General features: G+C 61.8%; 27 protein-coding genes and 1 tRNA gene. 13 read left to right on the forward strand and 15 right to left on the reverse strand.

What is annotated here, in order from left to right; all coding sequences use genetic code 11:
• Window positions 1-4: 4 nt before the first annotated feature.
• From SB765_RS12000 to adhP, 4 genes are all read right to left on the reverse strand, one after another.
• Entirely contained in the window at window positions 5-1474 is a 1470-nt protein-coding gene (locus SB765_RS12000; protein ID WP_410931378.1) for an AMP-binding protein, read from the reverse strand.
• Window positions 1464-2141, reverse strand: a complete 678-nt coding sequence (locus tag SB765_RS12005; protein WP_410910089.1) for a thermostable hemolysin — start codon at window positions 2139-2141, stop codon at window positions 1464-1466. The genes SB765_RS12000 and SB765_RS12005 overlap by 11 nt, the downstream gene beginning before the upstream one ends.
• Before the next feature lie 468 nt (window positions 2142-2609).
• Complete coding sequence (locus SB765_RS12010; RefSeq protein ID WP_059395924.1) at window positions 2610-2816, reverse strand: DUF6434 domain-containing protein; 207 nt, start codon at window positions 2814-2816, stop codon at window positions 2610-2612.
• A gap of 91 nt (window positions 2817-2907) precedes the next feature.
• Window positions 2908-3918 carry an alcohol dehydrogenase AdhP gene (gene adhP / locus SB765_RS12015; RefSeq protein WP_084966332.1) on the reverse strand — a complete coding sequence of 337 codons (1011 nt, stop codon included), beginning with the start codon at window positions 3916-3918 and terminating at the stop codon, window positions 2908-2910.
• Between the two features lie 383 nt (window positions 3919-4301).
• On the opposite strand from adhP, the gene SB765_RS12020 reads away from it, so the two are divergent.
• Window positions 4302-4496 carry a hypothetical protein gene (locus tag SB765_RS12020; protein WP_341796130.1) on the forward strand — a complete coding sequence of 65 codons (195 nt, stop codon included), beginning with the start codon at window positions 4302-4304 and terminating at the stop codon, window positions 4494-4496.
• Window position 4497: 1 nt separating this feature from the next.
• Here SB765_RS12020 and SB765_RS12025 read toward each other — a convergent pair whose 3' ends face one another.
• Together SB765_RS12025 and SB765_RS12030 are read right to left on the reverse strand one after the other, a co-directional pair.
• Window positions 4498-4911, reverse strand: coding sequence for a DoxX family protein (locus tag SB765_RS12025; RefSeq protein WP_016498950.1), 414 nt, complete (start codon window positions 4909-4911; stop codon window positions 4498-4500).
• A 104-nt stretch (window positions 4912-5015) separates the two neighbouring features.
• A tRNA-Leu gene (locus SB765_RS12030) sits at window positions 5016-5100 on the reverse strand.
• A 201-nt stretch (window positions 5101-5301) separates the two neighbouring features.
• Between SB765_RS12030 and SB765_RS12035 the strand changes: the two genes are divergently transcribed.
• The 4 genes from SB765_RS12035 (at window position 5302) to SB765_RS12050 (ending at window position 8636) form a co-directional block, all read left to right on the forward strand.
• Entirely contained in the window at window positions 5302-5577 is a 276-nt protein-coding gene (locus tag SB765_RS12035; RefSeq protein WP_410910090.1) for a hypothetical protein, read from the forward strand.
• 82 nt (window positions 5578-5659) lie between these two features.
• Window positions 5660-6820, forward strand: coding sequence for a two-component system sensor histidine kinase NtrB (locus tag SB765_RS12040; RefSeq protein ID WP_410931379.1), 1161 nt, complete (start codon window positions 5660-5662; stop codon window positions 6818-6820).
• Window positions 6821-6825: 5 nt separating this feature from the next.
• Window positions 6826-8271, forward strand: coding sequence for an ATPase domain-containing protein (locus tag SB765_RS12045; protein ID WP_410910092.1), 1446 nt, complete (start codon window positions 6826-6828; stop codon window positions 8269-8271).
• Window positions 8272-8282: 11 nt separating this feature from the next.
• Entirely contained in the window at window positions 8283-8636 is a 354-nt protein-coding gene (locus SB765_RS12050; protein WP_016498954.1) for a response regulator, read from the forward strand.
• A 43-nt stretch (window positions 8637-8679) separates the two neighbouring features.
• On the opposite strand, the gene csrA is transcribed toward SB765_RS12050, so the two are convergent.
• The 8 genes from csrA to SB765_RS12090 all read right to left on the reverse strand — a co-directional run bounded on the left by csrA (window position 8680) and on the right by SB765_RS12090 (window position 14503).
• On the reverse strand, window positions 8680-8877 hold the full coding sequence (csrA, locus tag SB765_RS12055) for a carbon storage regulator CsrA (protein ID WP_004375914.1): 198 nt from the start codon (window positions 8875-8877) through the stop codon (window positions 8680-8682).
• A gap of 253 nt (window positions 8878-9130) precedes the next feature.
• Complete coding sequence (locus SB765_RS12060; RefSeq protein WP_341796127.1) at window positions 9131-10153, reverse strand: DNA topoisomerase IB; 1023 nt, start codon at window positions 10151-10153, stop codon at window positions 9131-9133.
• 57 nt (window positions 10154-10210) lie between these two features.
• A complete protein-coding gene (gene modC / locus SB765_RS12065; protein WP_341796126.1) occupies window positions 10211-11302 on the reverse strand; it encodes a molybdenum ABC transporter ATP-binding protein in 1092 nt (363 codons plus the stop codon).
• A 1-nt stretch (window position 11303) separates the two neighbouring features.
• The gene (modB, locus tag SB765_RS12070; RefSeq protein WP_016487935.1) at window positions 11304-11984 is read right to left on the reverse strand and encodes a molybdate ABC transporter permease subunit; all 681 of its coding nucleotides are present in this window, start codon (window positions 11982-11984) and stop codon (window positions 11304-11306) included.
• Window positions 11984-12742, reverse strand: a complete 759-nt coding sequence (gene modA, locus SB765_RS12075) for a molybdate ABC transporter substrate-binding protein (RefSeq protein WP_410931380.1) — start codon at window positions 12740-12742, stop codon at window positions 11984-11986. Before modA ends, modB begins: the two co-directional genes overlap by 1 nt.
• Window positions 12743-12922: 180 nt before the next feature.
• Entirely contained in the window at window positions 12923-13999 is a 1077-nt protein-coding gene (locus tag SB765_RS12080; RefSeq protein WP_410931381.1) for an NAD(P)H-dependent flavin oxidoreductase, read from the reverse strand.
• A 23-nt stretch (window positions 14000-14022) separates the two neighbouring features.
• Window positions 14023-14193, reverse strand: coding sequence for a hypothetical protein (locus SB765_RS12085; RefSeq protein WP_095115567.1), 171 nt, complete (start codon window positions 14191-14193; stop codon window positions 14023-14025).
• A 7-nt stretch (window positions 14194-14200) separates the two neighbouring features.
• Window positions 14201-14503 (reverse strand): DUF1883 domain-containing protein, encoded by a 303-nt coding sequence (locus tag SB765_RS12090; protein WP_016487931.1) that lies wholly within the window; start codon window positions 14501-14503, stop codon window positions 14201-14203.
• Between the two features lie 160 nt (window positions 14504-14663).
• On the opposite strand from SB765_RS12090, the gene SB765_RS12095 reads away from it, so the two are divergent.
• The 8 genes from SB765_RS12095 (at window position 14664) to SB765_RS12130 (ending at window position 22132) form a co-directional block, all read left to right on the forward strand.
• The gene (locus SB765_RS12095) at window positions 14664-15026 is read left to right on the forward strand and encodes a hypothetical protein (RefSeq protein WP_016498960.1); all 363 of its coding nucleotides are present in this window, start codon (window positions 14664-14666) and stop codon (window positions 15024-15026) included.
• Between the two features lie 77 nt (window positions 15027-15103).
• On the forward strand, window positions 15104-15754 hold the full coding sequence (locus SB765_RS12100) for a c-type cytochrome (protein ID WP_410931382.1): 651 nt from the start codon (window positions 15104-15106) through the stop codon (window positions 15752-15754).
• The gene (locus tag SB765_RS12105; protein ID WP_410910097.1) at window positions 15751-16665 is read left to right on the forward strand and encodes a c-type cytochrome; all 915 of its coding nucleotides are present in this window, start codon (window positions 15751-15753) and stop codon (window positions 16663-16665) included. The genes SB765_RS12100 and SB765_RS12105 overlap by 4 nt, the downstream gene beginning before the upstream one ends.
• A gap of 297 nt (window positions 16666-16962) precedes the next feature.
• Window positions 16963-17802 carry a UTP--glucose-1-phosphate uridylyltransferase GalU gene (gene galU, locus SB765_RS12110; protein WP_016487927.1) on the forward strand — a complete coding sequence of 280 codons (840 nt, stop codon included), beginning with the start codon at window positions 16963-16965 and terminating at the stop codon, window positions 17800-17802.
• Between the two features lie 97 nt (window positions 17803-17899).
• The gene (gene gorA, locus SB765_RS12115; RefSeq protein WP_016498963.1) at window positions 17900-19255 is read left to right on the forward strand and encodes a glutathione-disulfide reductase; all 1356 of its coding nucleotides are present in this window, start codon (window positions 17900-17902) and stop codon (window positions 19253-19255) included.
• Window positions 19256-19523: 268 nt separating this feature from the next.
• Entirely contained in the window at window positions 19524-20087 is a 564-nt protein-coding gene (gene ahpC, locus SB765_RS12120; protein WP_004375926.1) for an alkyl hydroperoxide reductase subunit C, read from the forward strand.
• A gap of 125 nt (window positions 20088-20212) precedes the next feature.
• Window positions 20213-21775, forward strand: coding sequence for an alkyl hydroperoxide reductase subunit F (gene ahpF, locus SB765_RS12125; protein ID WP_016498964.1), 1563 nt, complete (start codon window positions 20213-20215; stop codon window positions 21773-21775).
• Between the two features lie 168 nt (window positions 21776-21943).
• Window positions 21944-22132, forward strand: coding sequence for a hypothetical protein (locus tag SB765_RS12130; protein WP_016498965.1), 189 nt, complete (start codon window positions 21944-21946; stop codon window positions 22130-22132).
• 4 nt (window positions 22133-22136) lie between these two features.
• Here the strand turns inward: SB765_RS12130 and SB765_RS12135 are convergent, their stop codons facing one another.
• Window positions 22137-22784, reverse strand: a complete 648-nt coding sequence (locus SB765_RS12135) for a YceH family protein (protein WP_410931383.1) — start codon at window positions 22782-22784, stop codon at window positions 22137-22139.
• Window positions 22785-22789: the final 5 nt, after the last annotated feature.

The following is a 22789-nucleotide window of genomic DNA, read 5'->3' on the forward strand; positions in this document are numbered from 1 at the left end:
AACCTCACAACGCGATGTCGGATAACAGGGTTTGGTAACGCTGCAGGATCGCCTCGCGCCGTGGGCGGCCGTTGGCAGTCAGGGTTTCATCAATGGGGCTTAGCGGGGCCGGCAAACGGCGCCAGGCATGCACATGGGCGTAATCGGGCAGTTGCGCGTTGCAGTGCCGTACGGCCTGCTCGATAGCCTCGTCGCTGGCGGCGGGGTCCAGTGGCCAGAGCAGCGCCAGGTTGTGCGGCAAGGCTTCGCCATGCACGAATGCCTGTGCAATCACGCCGCCCTGAGTCAGCTCCGACTCAACCCACTCCGGGTTGACGTTACGACCGAAGCTGGTGATGAACTGGTGCTTACTGCGCCCGTCAAGGTACAGGTAGCCCTCTTCGTCGAGGTGACCGAGGTCGCCCGTCGCCCACCACTCACCGGTCACCGGCGCCTCTTCCAGGTAACCCAGCAAGGTCGAGCCAGCCACCAGCACCTCGCCGTCGTCAGCAATGCGCACCTGCACATGGGGCAAGGGCTTACCGACGCTGCCTGGGCGAACGGCCCCCGGGCGGTTCAGCGCAACCACCGATGCGCATTCGGACAAGCCATAGCCTTCGAATACTGGCAAGCCGACGGCATCGGCCCGAGCCAGCAGATTGGGTGATACCCGGGCGCCGCCCACGGCCACGAATCGCAGTGGGCCAACACCCATGAGCCTGCGCTCGATAGCGGTGACCAGCCCCATCAGCAGTTGCGGCACGAGGATCAGACTTTGTGCACCGCTTAGGGCAATCGCAGCGAGCAAGCGCTTGAAATCCACCTGGCTTGCGCCGCCCATGCCCAACTGTTGCTGCGGGTAGAGCTGGACGCAGGCGCCCGCCATGAGCGCGGCATATACGCCGAGGTTCTCCAGCAATACACCCAGTGGCAGTACCGCCAGGTATTGCTGAGGCTCGGTTGGTCGGCTTGCAGCTTCCAGCTCCCGCGCTACCCGCAGCATGGCCTCGGCGCCCAGACATACGCCCTTGGGGCTCCCGGTACTACCGGAGGTGTAGGTGATCTTTGCGGTGCCCGCCGGCAATTCAGGCGCGACGACGCCATCACGCGTCAGGAAGCCTTCTGCCGGCTTTTGGGTAAACCCTTGCTCAAGGAGCTGGGCGGTCCACTGCGTCTCGCACAGCACGCTCGTGGCACCACTCTGCTGTAGGCAGTGCCGGAACTGAGCCGCGCTGAAGAACGGCGGTACGATCACACAAGTGCGCTCGGCGAAAAGAGCCGCCAAGTCCCAGAAAAGCAGTTCAGGCCCGTTATCCAGCACCATGACGAACGTGCCCGCTGGCCTAGTCAGCAAGCGGGCTACACGGAATTCGACCTCGTCAAGCAATTGCCGGTAGGTGAAACACTGGCCCAGGCCCTGAACAGCTACAGAATCGGGTTTTTGCTGGGCATGCTGGAGCAACAACGCCTGAAAGAGATGCAGTTCATGCGGCATGACCGGTCTCCTGGGCCCGCTTGGGAAACCCAAGGCGTTGGAACACCCCCGCCCGGGTCAGGGCATCGAAGCCATGGCCGATGTTGCCGGCGAACACATGTGGTCGTTGGTCGTAGTACGTTCCCCACTGATTAGACTGCCCCTGCAAGCGCTCAGGATCAGCCGCAGCCAAAACGGTAGGCATTAAGCCCAGCCGTTGAAAACTGTTGATCAGTGTCGCCGCGCCGGTGAATGCCACCCACTCCAGGCCACGCGAAGCCAACAACCAAGTCACGGCAATGATCATGATTCGGGCGCTGCCAGCACTGAGTGAGGCCAGGTTGCCCACTTCGACCATGCCTGTACGGTCCAGGGCAACACCGGCGACCTGCGAAACAGCCACCTCCAAAGGGGCGTCCAGATACCGCTCGAGAAACAGAGGCCCGTCGCAGGCTGATCGCATGCCGGCCGCTGCGATCAGGCGTCCGTGGCTGTCATGCAATGCCAGCAGCTCTGGCAAGTAATGCTGCACATCCGCTTGGTGCACGGTGGCAAAGCACTGGTGGATGAAGTGCTCCAGATCCTCGCGTGAAGAGTCGCCTGCCAGATGAAGCGACAACCGCGCGTGGTGGTCGGCATGACTGCCTACAGGAAGCGGGAGCAGGCTGCTCCATTCAGATTCGCTCATAAAACTCCCCCGATTGGGTTCGACGGAGAGAATTATCAGCGGCGAATCTGAAGGGAATCTGAAGTCAAACAACAGAAAGCGTCTGAGATCAGGATCAGTCGCAGAAGATCGAGCACTCGGCCACTGCACCAGCTGCGTGTTCAACTTGATGACGGTGAAAACCCGATGCTGGCACCAGCGCGCTGTGGCCAAATGGATCCGACAGTCTATGCCAGGCCGCGCACTGCGTCTTGAGCACTTATCTTGAACCTCATCTCTGAGGCGATGGTCATCAGCAGGAGGGCGAGTAATATCGTCTCGGCGCCCTCATTAAATATTGAAACGTTCTCAAGCTATGGTGAACTCAAGCCAAATCCAACATTGATGGAGTCAGGAAATGGATTATTCCAGCATGGTTGAAGCGTTGGACAAGATGCTCAAAGACGCGGCTACAGCACAATCCGGCTTACAGGCATCAGGTGCCGGCTGTCATCGATGGATTCGCTGCCATTCGTCCGCGACTTCGCCCATCGTTGAGGGTGCCCCGGTTTTGATCCATGCCATAAAGGCACGGTCGAACTTGAATGACGCGCCACATTCACTGAGCAGAAACTGACGAACCTTCTGCGTGTTGCGGTAATGCTTGTCCAGCGGTGTGGCTCTGGTGATCGGGCCGGCGTGCCAGTCGAAGCTCATGGTCTGTTCCTTGACTGTTGAGAAGGCAAAAAGCCCGTAGAGGATCATCTACGGGCGTTGTGGTCGTGCGAAATGATCAGCTTTGAGGCAATCAACCTTCGAACTGGATCACCATACGCCCTTTGATCTTGCCTTCCAGCATCTCGTCGAAGATCTGGTTGATATCCTCGATTGGCCGCAAAGTCACCTTGGGCACCACTTTGCCTTCAGCCGCAAACTGGAAGGCTTCCTGCAGATCCTGGCGTGTCCCGACCAGCGAGCCCACCACTTCGATGCCATCCAGCACCAGGCGGGGAATGTTCAGGTCCATGGATTCCGACGGAAGCCCGACCGCAACCAGTCGCCCGCCAGCGCGCAGGGCATCGACGGCCGAGTTGAATGCGCCTTTGGCGACGGCAGTCACCACGGCGGCGTGGGCGCCACCGGTCTTGGCCTGGATAACCTTTGCGGTGTCTTCATTGAGCGGGTTGACCACCAAGTCTGCGCCCATTTCGCTGGCGAAGCGCAGTTGCTGCTCATTGACGTCGATGGCAATCACTTTGGCGTTGAAGACGTTCTTGGCATATTGCAGGGCCAGGTTGCCCAGCCCGCCGAGGCCGTAGATGGCAATCCATTGGCCTGGGCGGATGTTGGAAATTTTCACCGCCTTGTAGGTCGTGACGCCGGCGCAGGTGATGCTGCTGGCGGCAGCGGAATCGAGGCCGTCTGGTACTTTGACCGAGTAGTCGGCCTTGACGATGCAGGCTTCGGCCATGCCACCATCCACGGTGTACCCGGAGTTCTTCACCTCGCGGCACAGGGTTTCGTTGCCGCTGTTGCAGTACTCGCAATGCCCGCAACCCTGGTAGAACCAGGCAACACTGGCACGGTCGCCCGGCTTGAGCGATGTAACGCCCGGCCCGACTTCCTGAACCACGCCGATGCCTTCGTGGCCCAGCACGACGCCGGTCTTGTCACCGAAATCGCCATTTTTCACGTGCAGGTCGGTGTGGCAGACACCGCAGCATTGCATCTTCAGCAGCGCTTCGCCGTGTTCGAGGGGGCGCAGGGTTTTTTCTACCACGTCCACGCGACGGCCTGGTGCAACAACAGCAGCTTTCATAAGAGCCTCCGTGTCTATCCGAGTGAGCTTGGGTTATCGCTGGGTTAGCATAGCCCTTGCCGGGTCGGGCAAAACTGCTTCAGGTCATGCTTCAAGAACACGTCGCAAAAAGAAAAGCCCGCGGCAATGATGCGGCGGGCTGCAAGAACGTACGGAGCGGGGCCAGTGTGCCAATCCGGTTGTCAGTATTTCGTGAAGCTCAGGTCATGAGGCTGTCATGCTCCCAAAGCCATAAAAAAGCCCGCCATGAAAGGCGGGCAAAAGACGTTTGAAGGGAGAGACTGCAGGCTGCGCGTGGCCGGTTAACCCAGGATTAAGCAGCAACACATTGACCTCGGAACCTGATACGCCTATACAGGCCTGCCATCACCCCAGGAGCCAGCATGCACGACGACGACCTGCACGAACCCGAGCACGATCACCTGCTTGACCATGAATTTCTCTACGACGACATGGAGCCCGAGGCGGATGCCCAAGGCGCCGAGGATGAAGTGGAAGAAGACGAGGAAACGCTGGATGACCTCGATGACGAGGAGCGTGATCACCCAGCCTGGTTCGATGACTGCGAAGACGACTGACTCAGCGCCCGTCCACCGAAAAACGCCCTGGGCCGCTCACGGCCAGCAACAGCAGGCCGCCCATGATGCTCATGTTTTTCAGAAACTGGGTCATGTTGGCGCTGCGTTCGGGGTCGACCATGTTCCAGAACGGGTGGCCCAGCAGCGCCGTGCCCAGCACGAACAGCGCAAACAGAAACGCCAGCGGACGTGTGTAGAAGCCCAGGATCAGCAGGATGGCGACGACAAACTCCATGATTACGGCAATTGCAGCCGCCAGCATGGGGGCAGGGGCGCCCAACGACGTCATGTAGCCAACCGTGCCATCAAAGCCGGTGAGCTTGGCCCAGCCAGACAAGACGAACAGGATCATCAGCAGTACGCGGGCGATCAGGATAATGATGTCGCGTTGGCCATCGAACAGGGAGTAGCGCATGGTGGCGTTCCAGTGGACGGGTACAAGTTCCACTCTAGCAGCTGCGCAAGACATTGCTGGCAGGCAGCAAAAAGGCGCCGCACGGGCGCCTTTTCAACGAAGTTTGGTGCGAGTGGCGGGACTCGAACCCGCAAGGCTCACGCCGACAGATTTTAAGTCTGCTGTGTATACCAATTCCACCACACTCGCACGCTTGAAAGGGCCGCAACGACCAGCTCGCTTCTAAGCAGAAGGGCTTTGCAATCAAGCGCGCTTTATAACCCATTGTTATAGTTGAGTCAACTGCAGCACCTATGATCAACAGAATGAAGGGCCGAACCACTGGATAATTGACACCTTGCTGTCATTACGCCACTGTCACCCCTTTATTGGATCCAAGAGTATGCGGCGATGGCTCAGTCCGACGCTAGCGAGCGTGTCGTGCGCCCACGGCTGTTATGGCGGCTGCTGTTTGCGCTGGTGATCGTGTTGGGGGCGTTTCTTTACCTCAGCCTGATCAGCCTGGGTGGCTACCTCTTGATGCTCGGTTTCGATGCCGAGCACCCACAACCGCAGCGGTGGATGGCTCTGGCTGGCGGCGGGGGGATCATGCTGGTTGGCCTGTGGCTGCTGAAAGTTGCCATGCCACGCCGTCTCAGCCCTGCGTTGGTCGAGCCTGAACGCTGACCATTGGTAGCCAGGGGGGGCCGTTGGCGGTTACCCTCGGCTAAGCTCACATCGTCCCTCCTGCTGTGCCAGTGGAGTTTTCATGGTTTCAGCTGACTGTCTCGATCATCCCTCCATACCTGCCGAGCGCTATGAACAGCTGGTGCAGTCGGTGGTGGATTACGCCATCTATATGCTCGACCCGACCGGCCATGTGGTGTCGTGGAATGCCGGCGCGCAACGGATCAAGGGCTACCGCGCCGATGAAGTGATCGGCCAGCATTTCTCGCTATTCTTCACCCCCCAGGATTGTGCCGACGGCCGCCCCGAGCGCTTGCTGCGCCAGGCGCTGGAGCAGGGTGTGGCGCAGGATGAGGGCTGGCGGGTGCGCAATGATGGTACACAGTTCTGGGCGCTGGCCGCGCTGGACGTGGTCCGCGATGACCAGGGCCAGATCATCGGCCTGGCCAAGGTCACGCGAGACATCACCGACCGTCGCGAGTCGGCGATGCAGCTCGATGCCGTGCGCGCCCAGCTGTTCCAGGCGCAGAAGCTGGAAGCCTTGGGCCAATTGACCGGGGGGCTGGCGCATGACTTCAACAACATGCTGACCATCATCATCAGCTCGGCGCGCCTGGCGCTGGCCAGCCAGGACCCGGCGCGTATCCAGCGCATGCTGCAGCACATTCTCGATGCGGGGCAGCGGGGCACCGAACTGACCCAGCAGCTGCTCAGCTTTGCCCGTCACCGCCGGCTCGATGTGGCGTGCGTCGCACCGCAAGACCTTGTCGCCGCCACCCGTGGCCTGTTGGAGCACGCACTGCCCAGCTCGATTGAACTGCAGGTGCAGTTGCAAGCGGGCTTGCCGTTGATCGAAGTGGATGCCGGGCAGTTGCAGATGGTGCTCCTGAACCTGCTGTTCAATGCCCGCGATGCCATCGCCGGGGAGGGCCGGATAGGCCTGACGGCGGAGGTGGTCGAGTTGGCGGGCGAGGTGGAAGGGCTGCAAGGCAGCTTCGTGCGCTTTGTGGTGGAAGACAGCGGCGAAGGGATTGCACCAGAAGTATTGCCGCGCATCTTCGAGCCATTCTTCACCACCAAGCCGTTTGGCAAGGGCACTGGCCTGGGCCTTAGCCAGGTGTATGGTTTTGCCAGGCAGAGCGGTGGCGCCATTTGTGTCACCAGTGAGCTCGGCCATGGAACTTCCATGCAGCTTTACTTGCCAACGTATCAGGACAAGACCAACAGCCCACTCGACAGGTAAGCATCATGGCGCAGGCACTCAGGCGGTTGGTGACAGGTATCGAAGGGCTCGATGCGCTGCTAAAGGGCGGCCTGGTAGCCGGCGCCTCCTACATCATTCAAGGCCCGCCGGGTGCCGGCAAGACCATCCTGGCCAATCAGTTGGCCTGCGGGCACGTGCGTACGGGCGGCCGGGTGCTGGTGGCCACCTTGCTGAGCGAATCGCATGAACGGCTGTTCCAGTACCTGTCCACCCTGGACTTTTTTGACCCGACGCTGGTCGGCGACCAGATCCAGTTCGTCAGTGCCTTCGACACCCTTGAGCAGGAAGGGCTGGATGCCGTGGTGCGGCTGCTGCGCCAGGAAATCGCTCGGCAGCAGGCCAGCCTGTTGATTGTCGATGGTGTGCTCAATGCCCGGGTGCGCGCCGAAACCGCGCTGGATACCAAGAAGTTTGTCTCCGAGCTGCAGGGCCATGCGGCCTTTGCCGGCTGCACCGTGCTGCTGCTCACCAGCGCACGGCTGGACGAGGGCAGCCCGGAGCACACCATGGTCGATGGGGTGATCGAGCTGGGTGAGCAACTGGTGGGCAGCCGCGCCGTGCGCCATATCCAGTTGCGCAAGACTCGCGGCAGTGGGGCGTTGTCGGGGCGCCACGAATGCCTTATCGATGAAAGCGGCATGCACGTCTACCCGCGCCTGGAGGCGTTGTTCAGCCACCCCAGCCAGATGGGCAGCGCTACCCCGGCGCGCATCGGCAGCGGTGTGCCATCCCTCGATGAGATGCTCGATGGTGGCTTGGCCATGGGTTCGGTGAGTCTGTTGATCGGGCCGTCGGGTATCGGCAAGACTTCACTGGGGCTGGCCTTTCTTGGCGCCAGCACCAAGCAGGCACCGGGGCTGCACTTCGGCTTTTACGAAACGCCCGACCGCCTGCGCAACAAGGCCGCATCGCTGGGTTACGACTTTGCAGCCATGGAGCAGGAAGGTAGCCTGCAGTTGTGCTGGCAACCGACTACCGACGGGTTGCTGGACCAGATCGGTGCGCGCCTGCTTGAGCGTGTCGAGGCCCATGGCAGCAAACGCGTGTTGATTGACAGCCTCGGGGCGTTCAGTCGCCTCGCTGTCGACCCGACGCGGCTCAATGCGTTTTTCCGTGCCATCGCTGGCGAGCTGCGTGCGCGTGATGTGAGCGTGATGCTGACCTGGGAAATGCGCGACATCTTCGGCGCGGAAATCAGTGCCCCGGCCCCGGACCTGTCGAGCATTGTCGACAACCTGATGCTGATGCGCTTCGTCGAGCTGGATTCGCAGCTGCGACGCATGGTGTCGATCCTCAAGGTGCGTGACAGTCACCATGACCCTGCCTTGCACGAGCTGTTGATCGGGCCGCAGGGCATTACCTTGCGCAGGGCATTCGAAGGTGCATGCGGTGTGCTCTCGGGTACGCCGATACCGCAGGGGAGCGGGTGACGGATGAGCCAATGAACACCATCCTGATCGTCGATGACGAATACCTGATTGCCGATATCCTCGGTTTTGCGCTGGAGGACGAAGGCTATCTGGTGGAAAAGGCGAGCAACGGCAGCAAGGCGCTGGAGGCGTTGAGGGAGAAACGCGTTGAGCTGGTGATTACCGACTACATGATGCCTCTGCTCAACGGTGAGGAACTGGTTCGTGCCATGCGCGAAGACCCGACGCTGTGCGAGTTGCCGGTCATTCTGATGAGCGGCGCGCAGGCCAGCCAAGGATGCCCGGCCCTGTTCGCCGCAATATTCGACAAGCCGTTCGACATGGACGAGATGATCGCCAAGGTGCGTCAGCTACTGGGCACCTGAGGCTGGCGGTCGAGCGCGTCCTTGCACGCTGGAGAGGGTAGGCTCAGTGTGAGTCGTCGTGCTTTTCCGGGGCTGGGCTACCGGCCTGGATGCGTTTGAAAATTTCTTCGCGATGGACCTGGACATCTTTCGGTGCATCGATCCCGATCCTCACCTGCATCCCTTTGACGCCTAGAATGGTGACTTTGATGTCATCGTTGATGACGATGCTTTCGCCAACCTTGCGGGTGAGTATCAGCATGTAGTTCTCCTTGGTGATGTAAAAAACCGCTGGGCCAGTTGCCGCGGCGGTGGGAGCGTATCCCTCTTCCTTCTCATTAAAGACGCTTTCGGCGGATAGTAATTCCCCGACAGACAAATTCTGTTGCGTATCTTCAGTTGCAGGTGCCGAAACAAACCGCCAGCGGTTTGTCGGCCAAGGTGCTCGATGGCAAGAATAGGGGGCTTGGTGGCCAATGGGAAATTTCTTCGTATCATCGCCTGAATAGACAGGCTTAATGGCCATCCTGTTCCTCAAGTGCCTGAAGAAATAGCAACAAGGCCACTTCTTCAGGGTCCAGGCCTTTGCGCATACGGCGCTTCGGCAAGTTGCCCAGTCGCCCCTGGGCATAGTGTTCAAGTACGGCCGGGTGAATGTAGCAGCGCCTGCAGACTGCGGGCGTGTTGCCCAGCCGTGTAGCCACCTGGCGGACGATGGCAGCGACCTGGCGCTTTGCCTCGGTCTCGGGCTCCCAGGCCAAGGGCCTGAGCAGGTTCAGGGCCAGGCTGCTGCCGGCCCAGGTGCGGTAGTCCTTGGCAGTGAAGTCGGCGCCGGTCAGCTCCTGCAGGAACTGGTTGACCTCGCTGGAGCCGATGCTGTGGCGCTGGCCGTTTTCATCCAGGTACTGGAACAGCGCTTGGCCAGGCAGTTCCATGCAGCGTTTGAGCAGGTTGGCCAAGCGCCGGTCGGTGAGGGTGACGTCGTGCTCGACACCCCGCTTGCCGCGGAACTGGAAACGGATGCTGCTGCCCTTGACCTGAACATGGCGGTTGCGCAGGGTGGTCAGCCCGTAGGACTGGTTGTCGCGCAGGTAGCGCTGGTTGCCTATGCGGATCAGGGTGTGGTCCAGCAAGCTCACGACCAATGCCATGACCTTTTCCCGGTCCAGGCCTGGCCGTGCCAGGTGGGTTTCCAGTTGCGCGCGCAGTTTTGGCAAGGCCTCAGCGAAGGCCAGCATGCGCCCGTACTTGTGCTGGTCGCGCAGTTCGCGCCACTGCGTGTGGTAGCGGTACTGCTTGCGGCCACGGGCATCGCGACCGGTTGCCTGCAAGTGGCCCTGCGGGTCGGTGCAGATCCACACATCTGTATAGGCAGGCGGAATCACCAACGCGGCTATGCGCGCAAGGGTGGCGCTGTCGCGCACCCGCTGGCCATCGGCATCCAGGTAAATGAAGCGGTCGCGCCAGCGTCGCCGGGTCAGGCCCGGCTGGCTGTCGTCAACGTAGTGCAAGCTGCGCGGCAGGGGGCAGTCGAGCATGGCGGGCAGGCCTCGATCAGGTCATTGATCAATGGACAACACCCGCGCGCAGGATGCTCAGCCCAGTAACGCCACCGACTTTATCTGGGCGAACAGCAGTTGGCCCGGGTGCAGGCCGAGCTGGTCTGCCGAGAAGCGCGTGATGCGCGCGAGTAAGGCATTGCCGCCGGCATCCAGGCTGACCAGCACATGGGCTGGGTTGTCGGCCGGGCGGCTTTCGCGCACCTGTACCGGCAGGCGGTTGAGGATGCTCGATGTGCTGTCGGCCGCCAGCGCCAGGCTGACGTCACGGGCCTGCACCTTGACGCGCAAGGTGCTGCCCATCACGTGGGCCGGGTGGGCGATGCGCAGCACCGGCCCTGAGCCGCCGGGCAGGCGCAGGTCGAGCAGGTCGTAGTGCGGGTCGTGGCCGACCACCAGGCCTTCGAACACCACGCCAGCGTCCTCGCCCTGGGCCAGCGACAGGTCGAGGCGGGCCAGGGTTTCGCCAATCGGGCCGCTGGCGACCACCAGGCCTTGCTCCAGCAACACCAGGTGGTCGGCCAGCCGCGCCACTTCATCCTGGGCGTGGCTGACATACACCAGCGGAATGTCCAGTTCATCGTGCAGGCGCTCAAGGTAAGGCAGGATCTCACGCTTGCGCGGCCCGTCGAGGGCCGCCAGCGGCTCGTCCATCAACAGCAGGCGTGGGCTGCTGAGCAGGGCACGGGCAATGCCCACCCGCTGCGCCTCGCCGCCAGACAACGTCGCGGGGCGGCGTTCCAGCAAGTGGCCGATGCCCAGCAACTGGCAGGCCTGGTCCAGGCTCACCTTGCGTTCAGCTGCCGCCACCCGGCGCCAGCCGAATTCGAGGTTGCCGCGCACCGACAGGTGCGGGAACAGGCTGGCCTCTTGGAACACGTAGCCCACCGGCCGCAGGTGCGGGGCCTGGAAGTAGCCGCGGGCGGTGTCTTCCCAGACTTCGCCGTTAACCTCGATGTAGGCGCTGGCGGCCCGTTCCAGGCCGGCCAGGCAGCGAAGGCAGCTGGTCTTGCCGGAGCCCGAGTGGCCGAACAGCGCGCTGACGCCGCGCCCGGGCAGGTGCAGGTCAACGTCCAGGGTAAAGTCGTCGCGCGCCAGGTTCAGGCGCGCCACTATCGATGCGGTCATTTCAGCTCCAGCCAGCTTTGCCGCGGCGTCCGGCGTACAGCAGGAGCAGCACCAGGAAGGAAAACACCAGCATGGCACCGGCCAGCCAGTGGGCTTGCGAATACTCCATGGCCTCGACGTGATCGAAGATTTGCACCGAGACCACGCGGGTCTTGTCGGGGATGTTGCCACCGATCATCAGCACCACGCCAAATTCGCCAACGGTATGGGCGAAGCCGAGGATGCTGGCGGTGACGAAACCGGGGCGGGCCAGCGGCAGCACCACATGAACGAAGGTGTCCCATGGGCTGGCGCGCAAAGTGGCGGCGACTTCCAGCGGGCGCTGGCCGATCGCGCCAAATGCATTCTGCAGCGGCTGCACCACGAATGGCATGGAATACACCGTCGAACCGATCACCAGGCCCGTGAAGCTGAACACCACGCTGCCCAGGCCCAGCGCCTGGGTAGCCTGGCCGAGCCAGCCGTGCGGCCCGAGGGCGATCAGCAGGTAAAAGCCGATCACCGTGGGTGGCAATACCAGCGGCAGAGCCACCACCGCGCCTACCGGCCCGCGTAGCCATGAGCGCGTACGCGCCAGCCACCAGGCGATGGGGGTGCCGATAACCAGCAGGATCAGGGTGGTCAGGCTGGCCAGTTTGACGGTCAGCCAGATTGCACCCAAGTCACTGGCGTCCAGTGGCATCAGAGTTCATAGCCGTAGGACTTGATCACCGCAGCGGCTTTCGGGCCTTTGAGGTATTCGACCAGAGCCTTGGCGGCCGCATTGTCCTTGCCTTTGTTGAGGATCACCGCGTCCTGGCGGATTGGGTCGTGCAGGTTGGACGGCACGATCCAGGCGGAGCCGTTGGTTACCTGGCCGTCCTTGTAGATCTGCGACAGGGCGACGAAGCCCAGCTCGGCATTGCCGGTGGAGACGAACTGGAAGGCCTGGGTGATGTTCTGGCCTTCGACGATCTTGCCTGTGGTGGCTTCGGTGAGCTTCAGCTTGTCCAGCACCTGGGTGGCGGCCAGGCCGTAAGGTGCCGCTTTCGGGTTGGCGATGGACAGGTGTTTGTAATCGCTTTTCTTCAGTACGTCACCCTTGGCATCTACGTAGCCTTCCTTTGCCGACCACAGGGCCAGGGTGCCGATGGCGTAGGTGAAGCGCGACCCAGGGACGATTTCCTTTTCTTCTTCAAGCTTCTTCGGGGTGCTGTCGTCAGCGGCGAGGAACACTTCGAACGGTGCGCCGTTCTTGATCTGTGCGTAGAACTGCCCAGTGGCGCCGTAGGCTGCGACCAGTTTGTGGCCGGTGTCTTTTTCAAAGTCTTTTGCGATGGCCTGGATCGGGGCTGTGAAGTTGGCTGCGACCGCGACCTGAACCTCATCGGCCCAGGCAGTGTTGAAGGCGAACAGGGTGGCCAAGGCGGTGACGGCCAGGTGGGATAGGCGGATACGCATGAAGACAGCTCCTTGGGGTTATCGTTATGTGCTGAACTATATAGCGATAGGCCATTTGCCGGGAAGGGGCTGGGTGATGCATTTGCAGGCTCGGCCTCTTCGCAGCACAAGGCTGCTCCTACAGGCGCCTGTAGGAGCAGCCTTGTGCTGCGAAGAGGCCGAACCTGTATATGAAGATGCCTAACGACTAACCAAGGCCAGTGCTTTTTCGGCAATATCCCGGGTCAGCTCCCTCGCAGGCACGTGCCGCCCCAGCCGCAACGCCTGCCCTGACCACAGGTTACTAAAGTCACTGTTACCTTGCGGATCGGTGATCGCCCGCAATGGCATCAATGCTCCACCCGCCAGCGGGAAGCGCGGTGCCAGGTCGCTCATCGGCCCCAGCTCGCGCATGATGCGGTTGTTGATGCCGCGCGCCGGGCGGCCGGTAAACAGGTTGGTCAACGCCGTGTCGCTCGCGGGCGCGCTGTCCAGCGCCAGGCGATGCGCCGACGAAACCTTGGCCTCGGGGCAGAACAGGTAAGCCGTGCCGATCTGCACTGCCGAAGCGCCCAGTGCCAGCGCCGCCACCAGGCCACGGTGGTCGCCGATACCGCCTGCGGCAATCACCGGCACGCTGACCGCGTCCACCACCTGCGGCACAAGGGCGAAGGTGCCGATCTGGCTGGTAATGTCGTCGCTGAGGAACATGCCCCGATGGCCGCCGGCTTCATACCCCATGGCGATGATCGCGTCACAGCCATTGCGTTCCAGCCAAACCGCTTCTTCTACCGTAGTGGCGCTGGACAGTACCTTGGCACCACTGGCCTTCACCCGTTGCAGCAGGTCAGCCTTGGGCGGGCCGAAGTGGAAGCTCACCACCTCCGGGCGCAGTTGCTCGATCAGCTGGCAGCTTTGTTCGTCGAACGGCGCACGGTTGGACACTGGCGTGGGGGCCGTGAAATCAGCACCCGTTTCGTTGTAATAAGGCTTAAGGGCCTGCTTCCAGCGGGCATCGCGCTCGGCATCGGGCGCTGGCGGTTGGTGGCAGAAGAAGTTCAGGTTCAGCGGGCGGCCCGGGCAAGCGTTTCGAAAGGCTGCAATCTCGCCCCGTACTTGTTCGCATGTGAGCATGGCGCAGGGCAGGGCGCCAAGCCCTCCGGCGTTGGCCACGGCGATGGCCATCGCCGACCCGCTGGCACCGGCCATGGGCGCCTGGAGGATAGGCAACTCGATGCCCAGCAGATCGAGGATACGACGGTCGGGCCAGTTGCTCATGCAGTTCTCCTTGGCGCGCAGCCTTACAGTGCCTTGCTCACCTGAATGTCGCTGATCTTGTCGGCGTCGTCGCCGTGGATCTTGCGCAGGGCATCGAGTGCCTGTTCCTGCGACGCGTCGGGCATGACGGCGAAATCCCAGCGGCGCTCGCCGTCGAGCTTGTATTTGATGACGTACTTGATGTTCTGTGTCATGGCAGTCTTATCTGAGTTTCGACGAAGAGCGACGGATGATCTTGATCTTGTGGCTCAAGGTGGGCTTGCGTGTTACCGAGATCGGGCGGGTGGTCACGGTGTCGATGGTGATGTTCCAGAAGCCGGTGCTGGGTACCGTGATTTTGGCCGGGAAGTCAACGAACTGGCCGCCATGGTAGGTGTGACGGCCGCCGTTCTTGAAGCTGCGGAAGTTGGCGTCGTTCATCAGGCGGATGTTGCAGCGCTGGGAGCATTCGATAACGACGATGTCGTCCTCGTTGAGGTGCTCGCGCTGGTGTACGAATTTCATGTGATGCTCCGCAAGGTTTGGATCTGTAAAGGCAAAAGATACCACGATGTGCCGTTACACTGGCGCGCTCGATGGCCAGGCCCCGATAAATCTGCCAATGCAGGGAGCAAAACCGCCTGGCTGCGGTCGAACAGGATTCTTGAAGGCTGAGGTGCTCTAAATGAAGTGGATGGTGGCGGTGGTGTCTGTGGCGGCGCTGGGCGGTTGTGTCAGCGTTTCGGAGCTGGAGCAATCGCACGAAACGCTGGATGTGATTTCTGGCAAGACCCCGCGTGAATATGCCGACTGCATCAAGCAGAAGCTGGCCGATACGCGCGATCCGCTAGTGGAAGAGCCGCGTGGTGACGGCCTGCGCCTGATCGTGCCGCAGAAGATCAGCTCGGGGGTAGGGCCGGCGGCACTGGTGGACATCGACAAGCGAGGCAGCGGCAGCAGCATCAAGCTGCGTGAGCGGCTGAACAACTTCCCCCTGCGCCTGGGCGATGTGCGCACGGCGGCCACCCAATGCATCTCCGGGCATTGATCTGAGGCAACGGACCTTCCTGTCTTTGCTTATATGTTTTAAGCCTAAACATATAACAAAAGAAAGGGAGATTCGTGATGACACCGTTGAGACGCGTCGTGATCGGCAGCCTGCTGATCCTGGCCTGGCCCACGGCGCATGCCGCCGATGGCCAGAAAGTCTTCACCCAGGGTGGGGCAAACCCCGCTGCCATGGCTTGCCTCGGGTGCCATGGCCCCGACGGCAAGGGCATTGCCGCCGCCGGCTTTCCGCGCTTGGCCGGGCTACCGGCTGGTTACCTCAGCAAGCAACTGCATGACTGGCGCAATGGCAGCCGCAAGCAGCCGGTGATGGAACCGCTCGCCAAGGCCTTGAGCGAAGATGAAATCAAGGCGGTGAGTGCCTACCTGGCCAGCCTGCCGGCAGACCCCGCCGGCAACCTGTGGCGCCAGCAGATTGCCGATGACCCGACCACCCGCATGGCCCTGTACGGCGACTGGAACCGGCAGATACCGGGCTGCGCGCAATGCCATGGCCCTGGCGGCGGCGGGGTTGGCGAACACTTCCCGCCTTTGGCCGGCCAGCCTGCCAGTTACCTGGTGGCGCAGCTCAATGCCTGGCGCGACGGCAGCCGCAGTAATGATCCCAACCAGCTGATGGTCGGCGTGGCCAAGGCCATGACCGATGACGAGATCAAGGCTGTCGCCGAGTTCTTCGCCCGCTCCGCCAGCCAGGAGGTCACGCCATGAAACCCTTGATTCCAGCCTTTTTACTGGTGGCCATGAGCAGCGCCCAGGCCGCCCCGATCGCCATGGAAGACCAGTCGCAGCTGAAGGTACCCGGCGTGCAGGCCGCGCCGCAGTTTGTGCCGCCCGTTGAAAGCGAGTTGCCCGACAATGCCTTTGGCAAGATGGTGCGTGAGGGCCATGCCCTGTTCGTCGATACCCGCCGGCTGATGCCCGAGGCCGTAGGCAACGGCATGAATTGCAGTAACTGCCACCTCGACCAGGGGCGCCTGGCGCATTCCGCGCCGATGTGGGGCGCGTACCCGATGTACCCCGCGTACCGCAAGAAGAACGACAAGGTGAATACCTTCGCAGAGCGCATCCAGGGGTGCTTCCAGTTCAGCATGAACGGCAAGCCACCTGCCGCCGATAGCCCGCAGATGACGGCACTGGCGACCTATGCGTACTGGCTGTCGACCAAGGCGCCCACTGGCGTGGAGATTGCCGGGCGTGGTTACCCGGAGGTGCCGCAGCCCGAGGGCGGCTATGACTTCAAGCGGGGCCAGCAGGTGTACGGCGAGCAATGCGCGATTTGCCATGGCGACAACGGCCAAGGGCAGAAGGTGGCCGGTGATTACGTGATGCCGCCGCTGTGGGGCAAGGACTCCTACAACTGGGGCGCTGGCATGCACCGCATCAACACGGCAGCGTCGTTCATCAAGTACAACATGCCGCTGGGCAAGCCGGGCAGCCTCAGCGATCAGCAGGCCTGGGACGTTGCCGCGTGGGTCAACCGCCATGAACGGCCGCAGGACCCGCGACTGGTGGAGGGCTCCATCGAGAAGACGCGGGTGAAGTTCCATGCCAATGACGGCGTGAACCTGTATGGTCAGAAGGTAGATGGGGTGCTGATCGGGCAGGGCACCGGTAGCTGATGCAGCGCCTGTGCCGGCCTCTTCGCGGGTGACCCCGCTCCCACAGATCTGTGCAGAGCTCAAGCCTGATGCGGTGCCTGTGGTAGCGGGTTTGCCCGCGAAAGGGCCGGTACAGGCACCCTGATTTTGCTGTCATCCGCCCGTCATGTATGACGGTAATATTTACGATCCCCCGGAACTATCTACACTGGGTTATCTCTATGATGGCATCGGTCGCTATCAGGGGCATTGTAAGGTAAGTGCCGCCTGATTAGACTGCGCCGAATTCCACAGGCCTAGCCTTTGTTAAGGACGTATATGATCAAAAAATGCTTGTTCCCGGCGGCCGGCTACGGCACTCGCTTCCTGCCCGCTACCAAAGCCATGCCCAAGGAAATGCTGCCGGTGGTCAACAAGCCACTGATCCAGTATGGCGTTGAAGAAGCATTGGACGCCGGTCTGAACGAAATCTCCATCGTGACCGGTCGCGGCAAGCGCGCCCTGGAAGACCACTTCGACATCAGCTACGAGCTGGAAAACCAGATCAAGGGCACCGACAAGGAAAAATACCTGGTGGGTATCCGTCGCCTGCTCGACGAGTGCTCGTTCTCCTACACCCGCCAGACCGAAATGAAAGGCCTGGGCCACGCGATTCTCACCGGCCGCCCGCTGATTGGCGACGAGCCGTTTGCAGTGGTGCTGGCGGACGACCTGTGCGTTAACCTTGACGGTGACGGTGTGCTGGCGCAGATGGTCAAGCTGTTCAAGCAATACCGCTGCTCGATCGTCGCGATCCAGGAAGTGGACCCGCAGGAAACCAACAAATATGGCGTCATCGCCGGCGAAGAGATCCGTGACGGTATCTTCCGTGTGGACTCGATGGTCGAGAAGCCCAAGCCTGAAGATGCGCCGTCGAACCTGGCCATCATCGGCCGCTACATCCTGACCCCGGATATCTTCGAGAAGATCGAGCAGACCGAGCCGGGCAAGGGTGGCGAGATCCAGATCACCGACGCGCTGATGAAGCAAGCGGCCGAAGGTAACGTGATTGCCTACAAGTTCAAGGGCAAGCGTTTCGACTGCGGTGGTGCCGAAGGCTACATCGAGGCGACCAACTTCTGCTTCGAGAACTTCTACAAGGCTGGCAAGGCTTACTGATTGGCCCAGCTGGTACGAGAGCCACCCTTCGGGGTGGCTTTTTTGTTTGCGGCGGCCAACGGCGTTATGCTGGGCGCCTGCCTAGGAGAGTGAATACATGGCCTACGATTTTGATCTGTTCGTGATTGGTGCCGGGTCCGGCGGTGTGCGTGCAGCGCGCTTTGCCGCGGGCTTTGGCGCGAAAGTGGCGGTGGCCGAAAGCCGCTACCTGGGGGGGACCTGCGTCAACGTCGGCTGCGTGCCGAAAAAGCTGCTGGTGTACGGCGCGCATGTCGCGGACGAACTGGAACAAGCCGCAGGTTTCGGCTGGACCCTGGAAGAAGGGCACTTCGACTGGGGCACCCTGATTGCCAACAAGAACCGCGAAATCGAGCGCCTCAACGGCATCTACCGCAACCTGCTGGTCAACAGCGGCGTCACCCTGCTGCAAGGCCACGCACGCCTGACCGGCGCCAATGAAGTGGAGGTGGAAGGCCAGCGCTACACCGCCGAGCACATCCTCATCGCGACCGGTGGCTGGCCGCAGATCCCGGACATCCCGGGCAAGGAACTGGCGATCACGTCCAACGAAGCCTTCTACCTCAAGGACCTGCCACGTCGGGTGCTGGTAGTGGGTGGAGGTTACATCGCCGTCGAGTTCGCCGGTATCTTCCAGGGCCTGGGGGCCGACACCACGCTGCTGTACCGTGGCGACCTGTTCCTGCGCGGCTTCGATGGCTCGGTGCGCACACACCTGAAGGAAGAACTGGAAAAGCGCGGCCTCGACCTGCAGTTCAATGCCGATATCCAGCGTATCGACAAGCTTGAAGATGGCAGCCTCAAGGCCACCCTCAAGGACGGCCGCGAGCTGGTTGCAGACTGTGTGTTCTACGCCACAGGGCGGCGCCCGATGCTGGACAACCTGGGCCTGGAAAACACCGGCGTCGAGCTGGATGCGCGTGGTTACATTCGTGTCGACGAGCAGTACCAGACGACTGCGCCTTCGATCCTGGCCATTGGCGATGTGATCGGCCGTGTGCAGCTTACCCCGGTGGCCCTGGCCGAAGGCATGGCCGTGGCGCGGCGCCTGTTCAAGCCGGAGCAGTACCGCCCGGTGGACTACCAGAACATCCCGACGGCGGTGTTCAGCCAGCCGCCTATCGGTACTGTTGGCCTGACCGAGGAGCAGGCGCTGGAGGCCGGGCACAAGGTGCAGGTGTTCGAAAGCCGCTTCCGCGCCATGAAGCTGACCTTGACCGACATTCAGGAAAAGACCCTGATGAAATTGGTGGTGGATGCCGAGACTGACAAGGTGCTGGGTTGCCACATGGTTGGCCCTGACGCTGGCGAGATCATCCAGGGCCTGGGCATTGCCCTGAAAGCCGGTGCGACCAAGCAGCAATTCGACGAAACCATCGGCGTGCACCCGACGGCGGCCGAAGAGTTCGTGACCATGCGTACAGTCACTCGTTAATGCCACTGGCCTCATCGCCGGCAAGCCAGCGCCCACAGGTATTGCACAAGTCCATGGGCCTGCGCTGTACCTGCGGGAGCTGGCTTGCCGGCGATGGGGCCAATGAATGCAGCGCAACCCTGTGCTCAGCCCATTCCCTTCTATTAATTAACCCGGGTTATAGCCAAAACCAATCACAAGCATGAGCTTTGCCAATGAGCCTTCGGCGGGATGATTAGTTAGGATTCTATCCATCAACTGATTCCAACCCCATGAAGGAGCGTCTCTCATGCCAATCATCAACAGCCAAGTCAAACCGTTCAACGCCACCGCCTATCACAAGGGCGAGTTCGTCCAGGTCAGCGAAGCCGACCTGAAAGGCAAGTGGTCTGTCGTGTTCTTCTACCCGGCTGACTTCACCTTCGTCTGCCCGACCGAGCTGGGCGACCTTGCCGACAACTACGCCGAGTTCCAGAAACTGGGTGTGGAAATCTACGGCGTGTCCACCGACACCCACTTCACCCACAAAGCCTGGCACGACACCTCGGACACCATCGGCAAGATCCAGTACCCGCTGATCGGTGACCCGACTCACGTCATTTCGCGCAACTTCGACGTGCTGATCGAAGAAGCCGGCCTGGCAGATCGCGGTACCTTCGTGATCAACCCGGAAGGCCAGATCAAGATCGTCGAACTGAACGACGGTGGTGTAGGCCGCGATGCTGCCGAACTGCTGCGTAAAGTGAAGGCTGCCCAGTACGTTGCCGCCCACCCAGGCGAAGTGTGCCCGGCCAAGTGGAAAGAAGGCGAAGCCACTCTGGCACCATCGCTGGACCTGGTAGGCAAGATCTAAGGTCATGCCCATAACGCGGGCGGTAAGCAGCCGCCAAAGCTGAAATACCTACCGCCCCGTCAAACGCCCGGGCGACATCGCCTGGGCGTTTTTGTATCCGAGTTTTGAAAAAAGGAATCGCCCGTATGTTGGACGCCACGCTTAAATCGCAACTGAAAACCTACCTGGAGCGGGTCACCCAGCCGATCGAGATCGTAGCCTCCCTCGACGACGGCGCGAAGTCCCGCGAATTGCACGACCTGCTGGTGGAAATTGCCGGTTTGTCGAACCTCATTACCTTCAGCGCGGACGGTACCGATGCCCGTCGCCCGTCGTTCTCGCTGAACCGCCCGGGTAGCGATATCAGCCTGCGCTTCGCCGGCATACCCATGGGCCACGAATTCACTTCGCTGGTGCTGGCGCTGCTGCAAGTCGGCGGCCACCCGTCCAAGGCCAGTGCCGAAGTGATCGAGCAGATCCAGGCGCTTGAAGGCGAGTTCACCTTCGAAACCTACTTCTCGCTGTCGTGCCAGAACTGCCCGGACGTGGTCCAGGCGCTGAACCTGATGGCAGTGCTCAACCCTAATGTGCGCCATGTGGCCATCGACGGTGCGCTGTTCCAGGACGAAGTGGAATCGCGCAAGATCATGGCGGTGCCAAGCGTCTACCTGAATGGCGAAGTGTTCGGCCAGGGCCGCATGGGCCTGGAAGAAATCCTCGGCAAGATCGACACCAGTGCCGGTGCTCGCCAGGCCGAGAAGATCAACGCCAAGGACGCTTTCGATGTACTGGTGGTTGGTGGTGGCCCGGCCGGCGCGGCAGCGGCCATCTACGCCGCACGTAAAGGCATCCGCACCGGTGTTGCTGCCGAGCGCTTCGGCGGCCAGGTGCTCGATACCCTGGCCATCGAAAACTTCATCTCCGTGCAGGAAACCGAAGGGCCGAAACTGGCCACGGCACTGGAAGAACACGTCAAGCAATACGACGTGGACATCATGAACCTGCAGCGCGGCGAAGCGCTGATTCCGGCCACCGATGGCGGCCTGCATGAAGTACGCCTGGCCGGCGGTGCCTCGCTCAAGGCCAAGACCGTGATCCTGGCCACCGGTGCCCGCTGGCGCGAAATGAACGTGCCGGGCGAGCAGGAATACCGCGGCCGTGGCGTGGCCTACTGCCCGCACTGTGACGGCCCGCTGTTCAAAGGCAAGCGCGTGGCGGTGATTGGCGGCGGCAACTCGGGCGTGGAAGCGGCCATCGACCTGGCCGGCATCGTCGCCCAGGTGACGCTGATCGAATTCGACAGCCAGCTGCGTGCCGATGCAGTGTTGCAACGCAAGCTGCACAGCCTGCCGAACGTGAAAGTGATCACCAGCGCGCTGACCACCGAAGTGCTGGGCAATGGTGAGAAAGTGACCGGCCTGCGCTACAAGGATCGCACTACGGATGAAACGCACGACGTGGCGCTGGAAGGCATCTTCGTGCAGATCGGCCTGCTGCCGAACACTGATTGGCTGAAGGGTACCGTCGAGCTGTCGCCGCGTGGCGAGATCATCGTCGATGCCAAGGGCCAGACCAGCATCCCGGGCGTGTTTGCCGCCGGTGACGTGACTACCGTGCCGTACAAGCAGATCGTGATTGCTGTGGGTGAAGGGGCCAAGGCTTCGCTGGCAGCCTTCGATCACCTGATCCGTACTTCGGCTCCGGCATAAGCCTGTACCGGCCTCTTCGCGGCTAAAGCCGCTCCCACGGGTACTGCGCAGTTTTGAACACTGTGTAGATCCCTGTAGGAGCGGCTTTAGCCGCGAAAGGGCCGGTCCAGGAAAAGAAGAACCCGAGGGTGTCTATGATTAGTGCAGATCCCCTCAGGAATCACACCCATGACCCTGATCAGCCGCGAACCCTGGTGGTTAGTCCCCCCAAAGCCCGGTCAGCAAGAGCAGGACCTGCACTGGGGCTACCTGGAAATCTACGCCGACGGCCGCACCGTGTTCGTCGACCAGCGCCCCAGTGACCGGGAGCTGGCCGAACGCAAGAGCTGCCGCAACTTCCCCGACCGCGAGCCGTAAAGGCTCAGCCTTCCAGCTCGGCCAAGCGCGCCTCCAGCGCCGCGATGCGGGCTTCAAGGGCTTCGATGCGGTCTTCCGAGACACTGCCGCCACTGCTGCGCACGCCACCTTCCTGCTGGCGTGCAGCGAGGATTACTTCGATTTCAGCCGGGTCGCCCAGGGCGTGGGTGTAGCGGTCTTCGCGCTGGCCGGCCTGGCGTGGCAGGTGCAATGCCAGACCGCGCGAGATCAGGCGCTCCAGTTGGTGCTGGATCTGCTCGGTGTCGTCGAAGTCGTGCAGGCGGTTGCTGCGGGTAAGCAGTTCGTTGAGGGTTTGCGGGCCACGCAGGAACATCAGGCCCATCAGTATCAGCTGCGCTGGCACCAGCTCCAGTGCCTTATCCACCCTTTGTTCCCAGCGGTCGGCACGGCTGCCCATCTGCAGGCGGGTCATGTCCTGCCCTTCAAGGGCGCGCAAGGCCTGGCCGACCTGGCCTTGGGTCAGGTTCATCACCGGCTCGCGGCTGGTCTTCTGGTTGCAGGCCAGGACCAGGGCATTGAGGGTGAGCGGGTAGCTTTCCGGGCTGGTGGCCTGCTTTTCGATCAGCGAACCGAGAATGCGGATCTCAACGCTGTTGAAGCGGCCTTCACCTGCGGTTTCGTGTTCTGACATGGCCC

It is taken from the genome of Pseudomonas sp. SIMBA_067, from assembly GCF_046534675.1.
Lineage (GTDB): Bacteria > Pseudomonadota > Gammaproteobacteria > Pseudomonadales > Pseudomonadaceae > Aquipseudomonas > Aquipseudomonas putida.

Bases quoted from the DNA above. Each gene is read 5' to 3' on its own strand.
- SB765_RS12000 (WP_410931378.1), bottom strand. From the start codon at position 1,474: ATGCCGCATGAACTGCATCTCTTTCAGGCGTTGTTGCTCCAGCATGCC.
- SB765_RS12005 (WP_410910089.1), bottom strand. From the start codon at position 2,141: ATGAGCGAATCTGAATGGAGCAGCCTGCTCCCGCTTCCTGTAGGCAGT.
- SB765_RS12010 (WP_059395924.1), bottom strand. From the start codon at position 2,816: ATGAGCTTCGACTGGCACGCCGGCCCGATCACCAGAGCCACACCGCTG.
- adhP (WP_084966332.1), bottom strand. From the start codon at position 3,918: ATGAAAGCTGCTGTTGTTGCACCAGGCCGTCGCGTGGACGTGGTAGAA.
- SB765_RS12020 (WP_341796130.1), top strand. From the start codon at position 4,302: ATGCACGACGACGACCTGCACGAACCCGAGCACGATCACCTGCTTGAC.
- SB765_RS12025 (WP_016498950.1), bottom strand. From the start codon at position 4,911: ATGCGCTACTCCCTGTTCGATGGCCAACGCGACATCATTATCCTGATC.
- SB765_RS12035 (WP_410910090.1), top strand. From the start codon at position 5,302: ATGGCTCAGTCCGACGCTAGCGAGCGTGTCGTGCGCCCACGGCTGTTA.
- SB765_RS12040 (WP_410931379.1), top strand. From the start codon at position 5,660: ATGGTTTCAGCTGACTGTCTCGATCATCCCTCCATACCTGCCGAGCGC.
- SB765_RS12045 (WP_410910092.1), top strand. From the start codon at position 6,826: ATGGCGCAGGCACTCAGGCGGTTGGTGACAGGTATCGAAGGGCTCGAT.
- SB765_RS12050 (WP_016498954.1), top strand. From the start codon at position 8,283: ATGAACACCATCCTGATCGTCGATGACGAATACCTGATTGCCGATATC.
- csrA (WP_004375914.1), bottom strand. From the start codon at position 8,877: ATGCTGATACTCACCCGCAAGGTTGGCGAAAGCATCGTCATCAACGAT.
- SB765_RS12060 (WP_341796127.1), bottom strand. From the start codon at position 10,153: ATGCTCGACTGCCCCCTGCCGCGCAGCTTGCACTACGTTGACGACAGC.
- modC (WP_341796126.1), bottom strand. From the start codon at position 11,302: ATGACCGCATCGATAGTGGCGCGCCTGAACCTGGCGCGCGACGACTTT.
- modB (WP_016487935.1), bottom strand. From the start codon at position 11,984: ATGCCACTGGACGCCAGTGACTTGGGTGCAATCTGGCTGACCGTCAAA.
- modA (WP_410931380.1), bottom strand. From the start codon at position 12,742: ATGCGTATCCGCCTATCCCACCTGGCCGTCACCGCCTTGGCCACCCTG.
- SB765_RS12080 (WP_410931381.1), bottom strand. From the start codon at position 13,999: ATGAGCAACTGGCCCGACCGTCGTATCCTCGATCTGCTGGGCATCGAG.
- SB765_RS12085 (WP_095115567.1), bottom strand. From the start codon at position 14,193: ATGACACAGAACATCAAGTACGTCATCAAATACAAGCTCGACGGCGAG.
- SB765_RS12090 (WP_016487931.1), bottom strand. From the start codon at position 14,503: ATGAAATTCGTACACCAGCGCGAGCACCTCAACGAGGACGACATCGTC.
- SB765_RS12095 (WP_016498960.1), top strand. From the start codon at position 14,664: ATGAAGTGGATGGTGGCGGTGGTGTCTGTGGCGGCGCTGGGCGGTTGT.
- SB765_RS12100 (WP_410931382.1), top strand. From the start codon at position 15,104: ATGACACCGTTGAGACGCGTCGTGATCGGCAGCCTGCTGATCCTGGCC.
- SB765_RS12105 (WP_410910097.1), top strand. From the start codon at position 15,751: ATGAAACCCTTGATTCCAGCCTTTTTACTGGTGGCCATGAGCAGCGCC.
- galU (WP_016487927.1), top strand. From the start codon at position 16,963: ATGATCAAAAAATGCTTGTTCCCGGCGGCCGGCTACGGCACTCGCTTC.
- gorA (WP_016498963.1), top strand. From the start codon at position 17,900: ATGGCCTACGATTTTGATCTGTTCGTGATTGGTGCCGGGTCCGGCGGT.
- ahpC (WP_004375926.1), top strand. From the start codon at position 19,524: ATGCCAATCATCAACAGCCAAGTCAAACCGTTCAACGCCACCGCCTAT.
- ahpF (WP_016498964.1), top strand. From the start codon at position 20,213: ATGTTGGACGCCACGCTTAAATCGCAACTGAAAACCTACCTGGAGCGG.
- SB765_RS12130 (WP_016498965.1), top strand. From the start codon at position 21,944: ATGACCCTGATCAGCCGCGAACCCTGGTGGTTAGTCCCCCCAAAGCCC.
- SB765_RS12135 (WP_410931383.1), bottom strand. From the start codon at position 22,784: ATGTCAGAACACGAAACCGCAGGTGAAGGCCGCTTCAACAGCGTTGAG.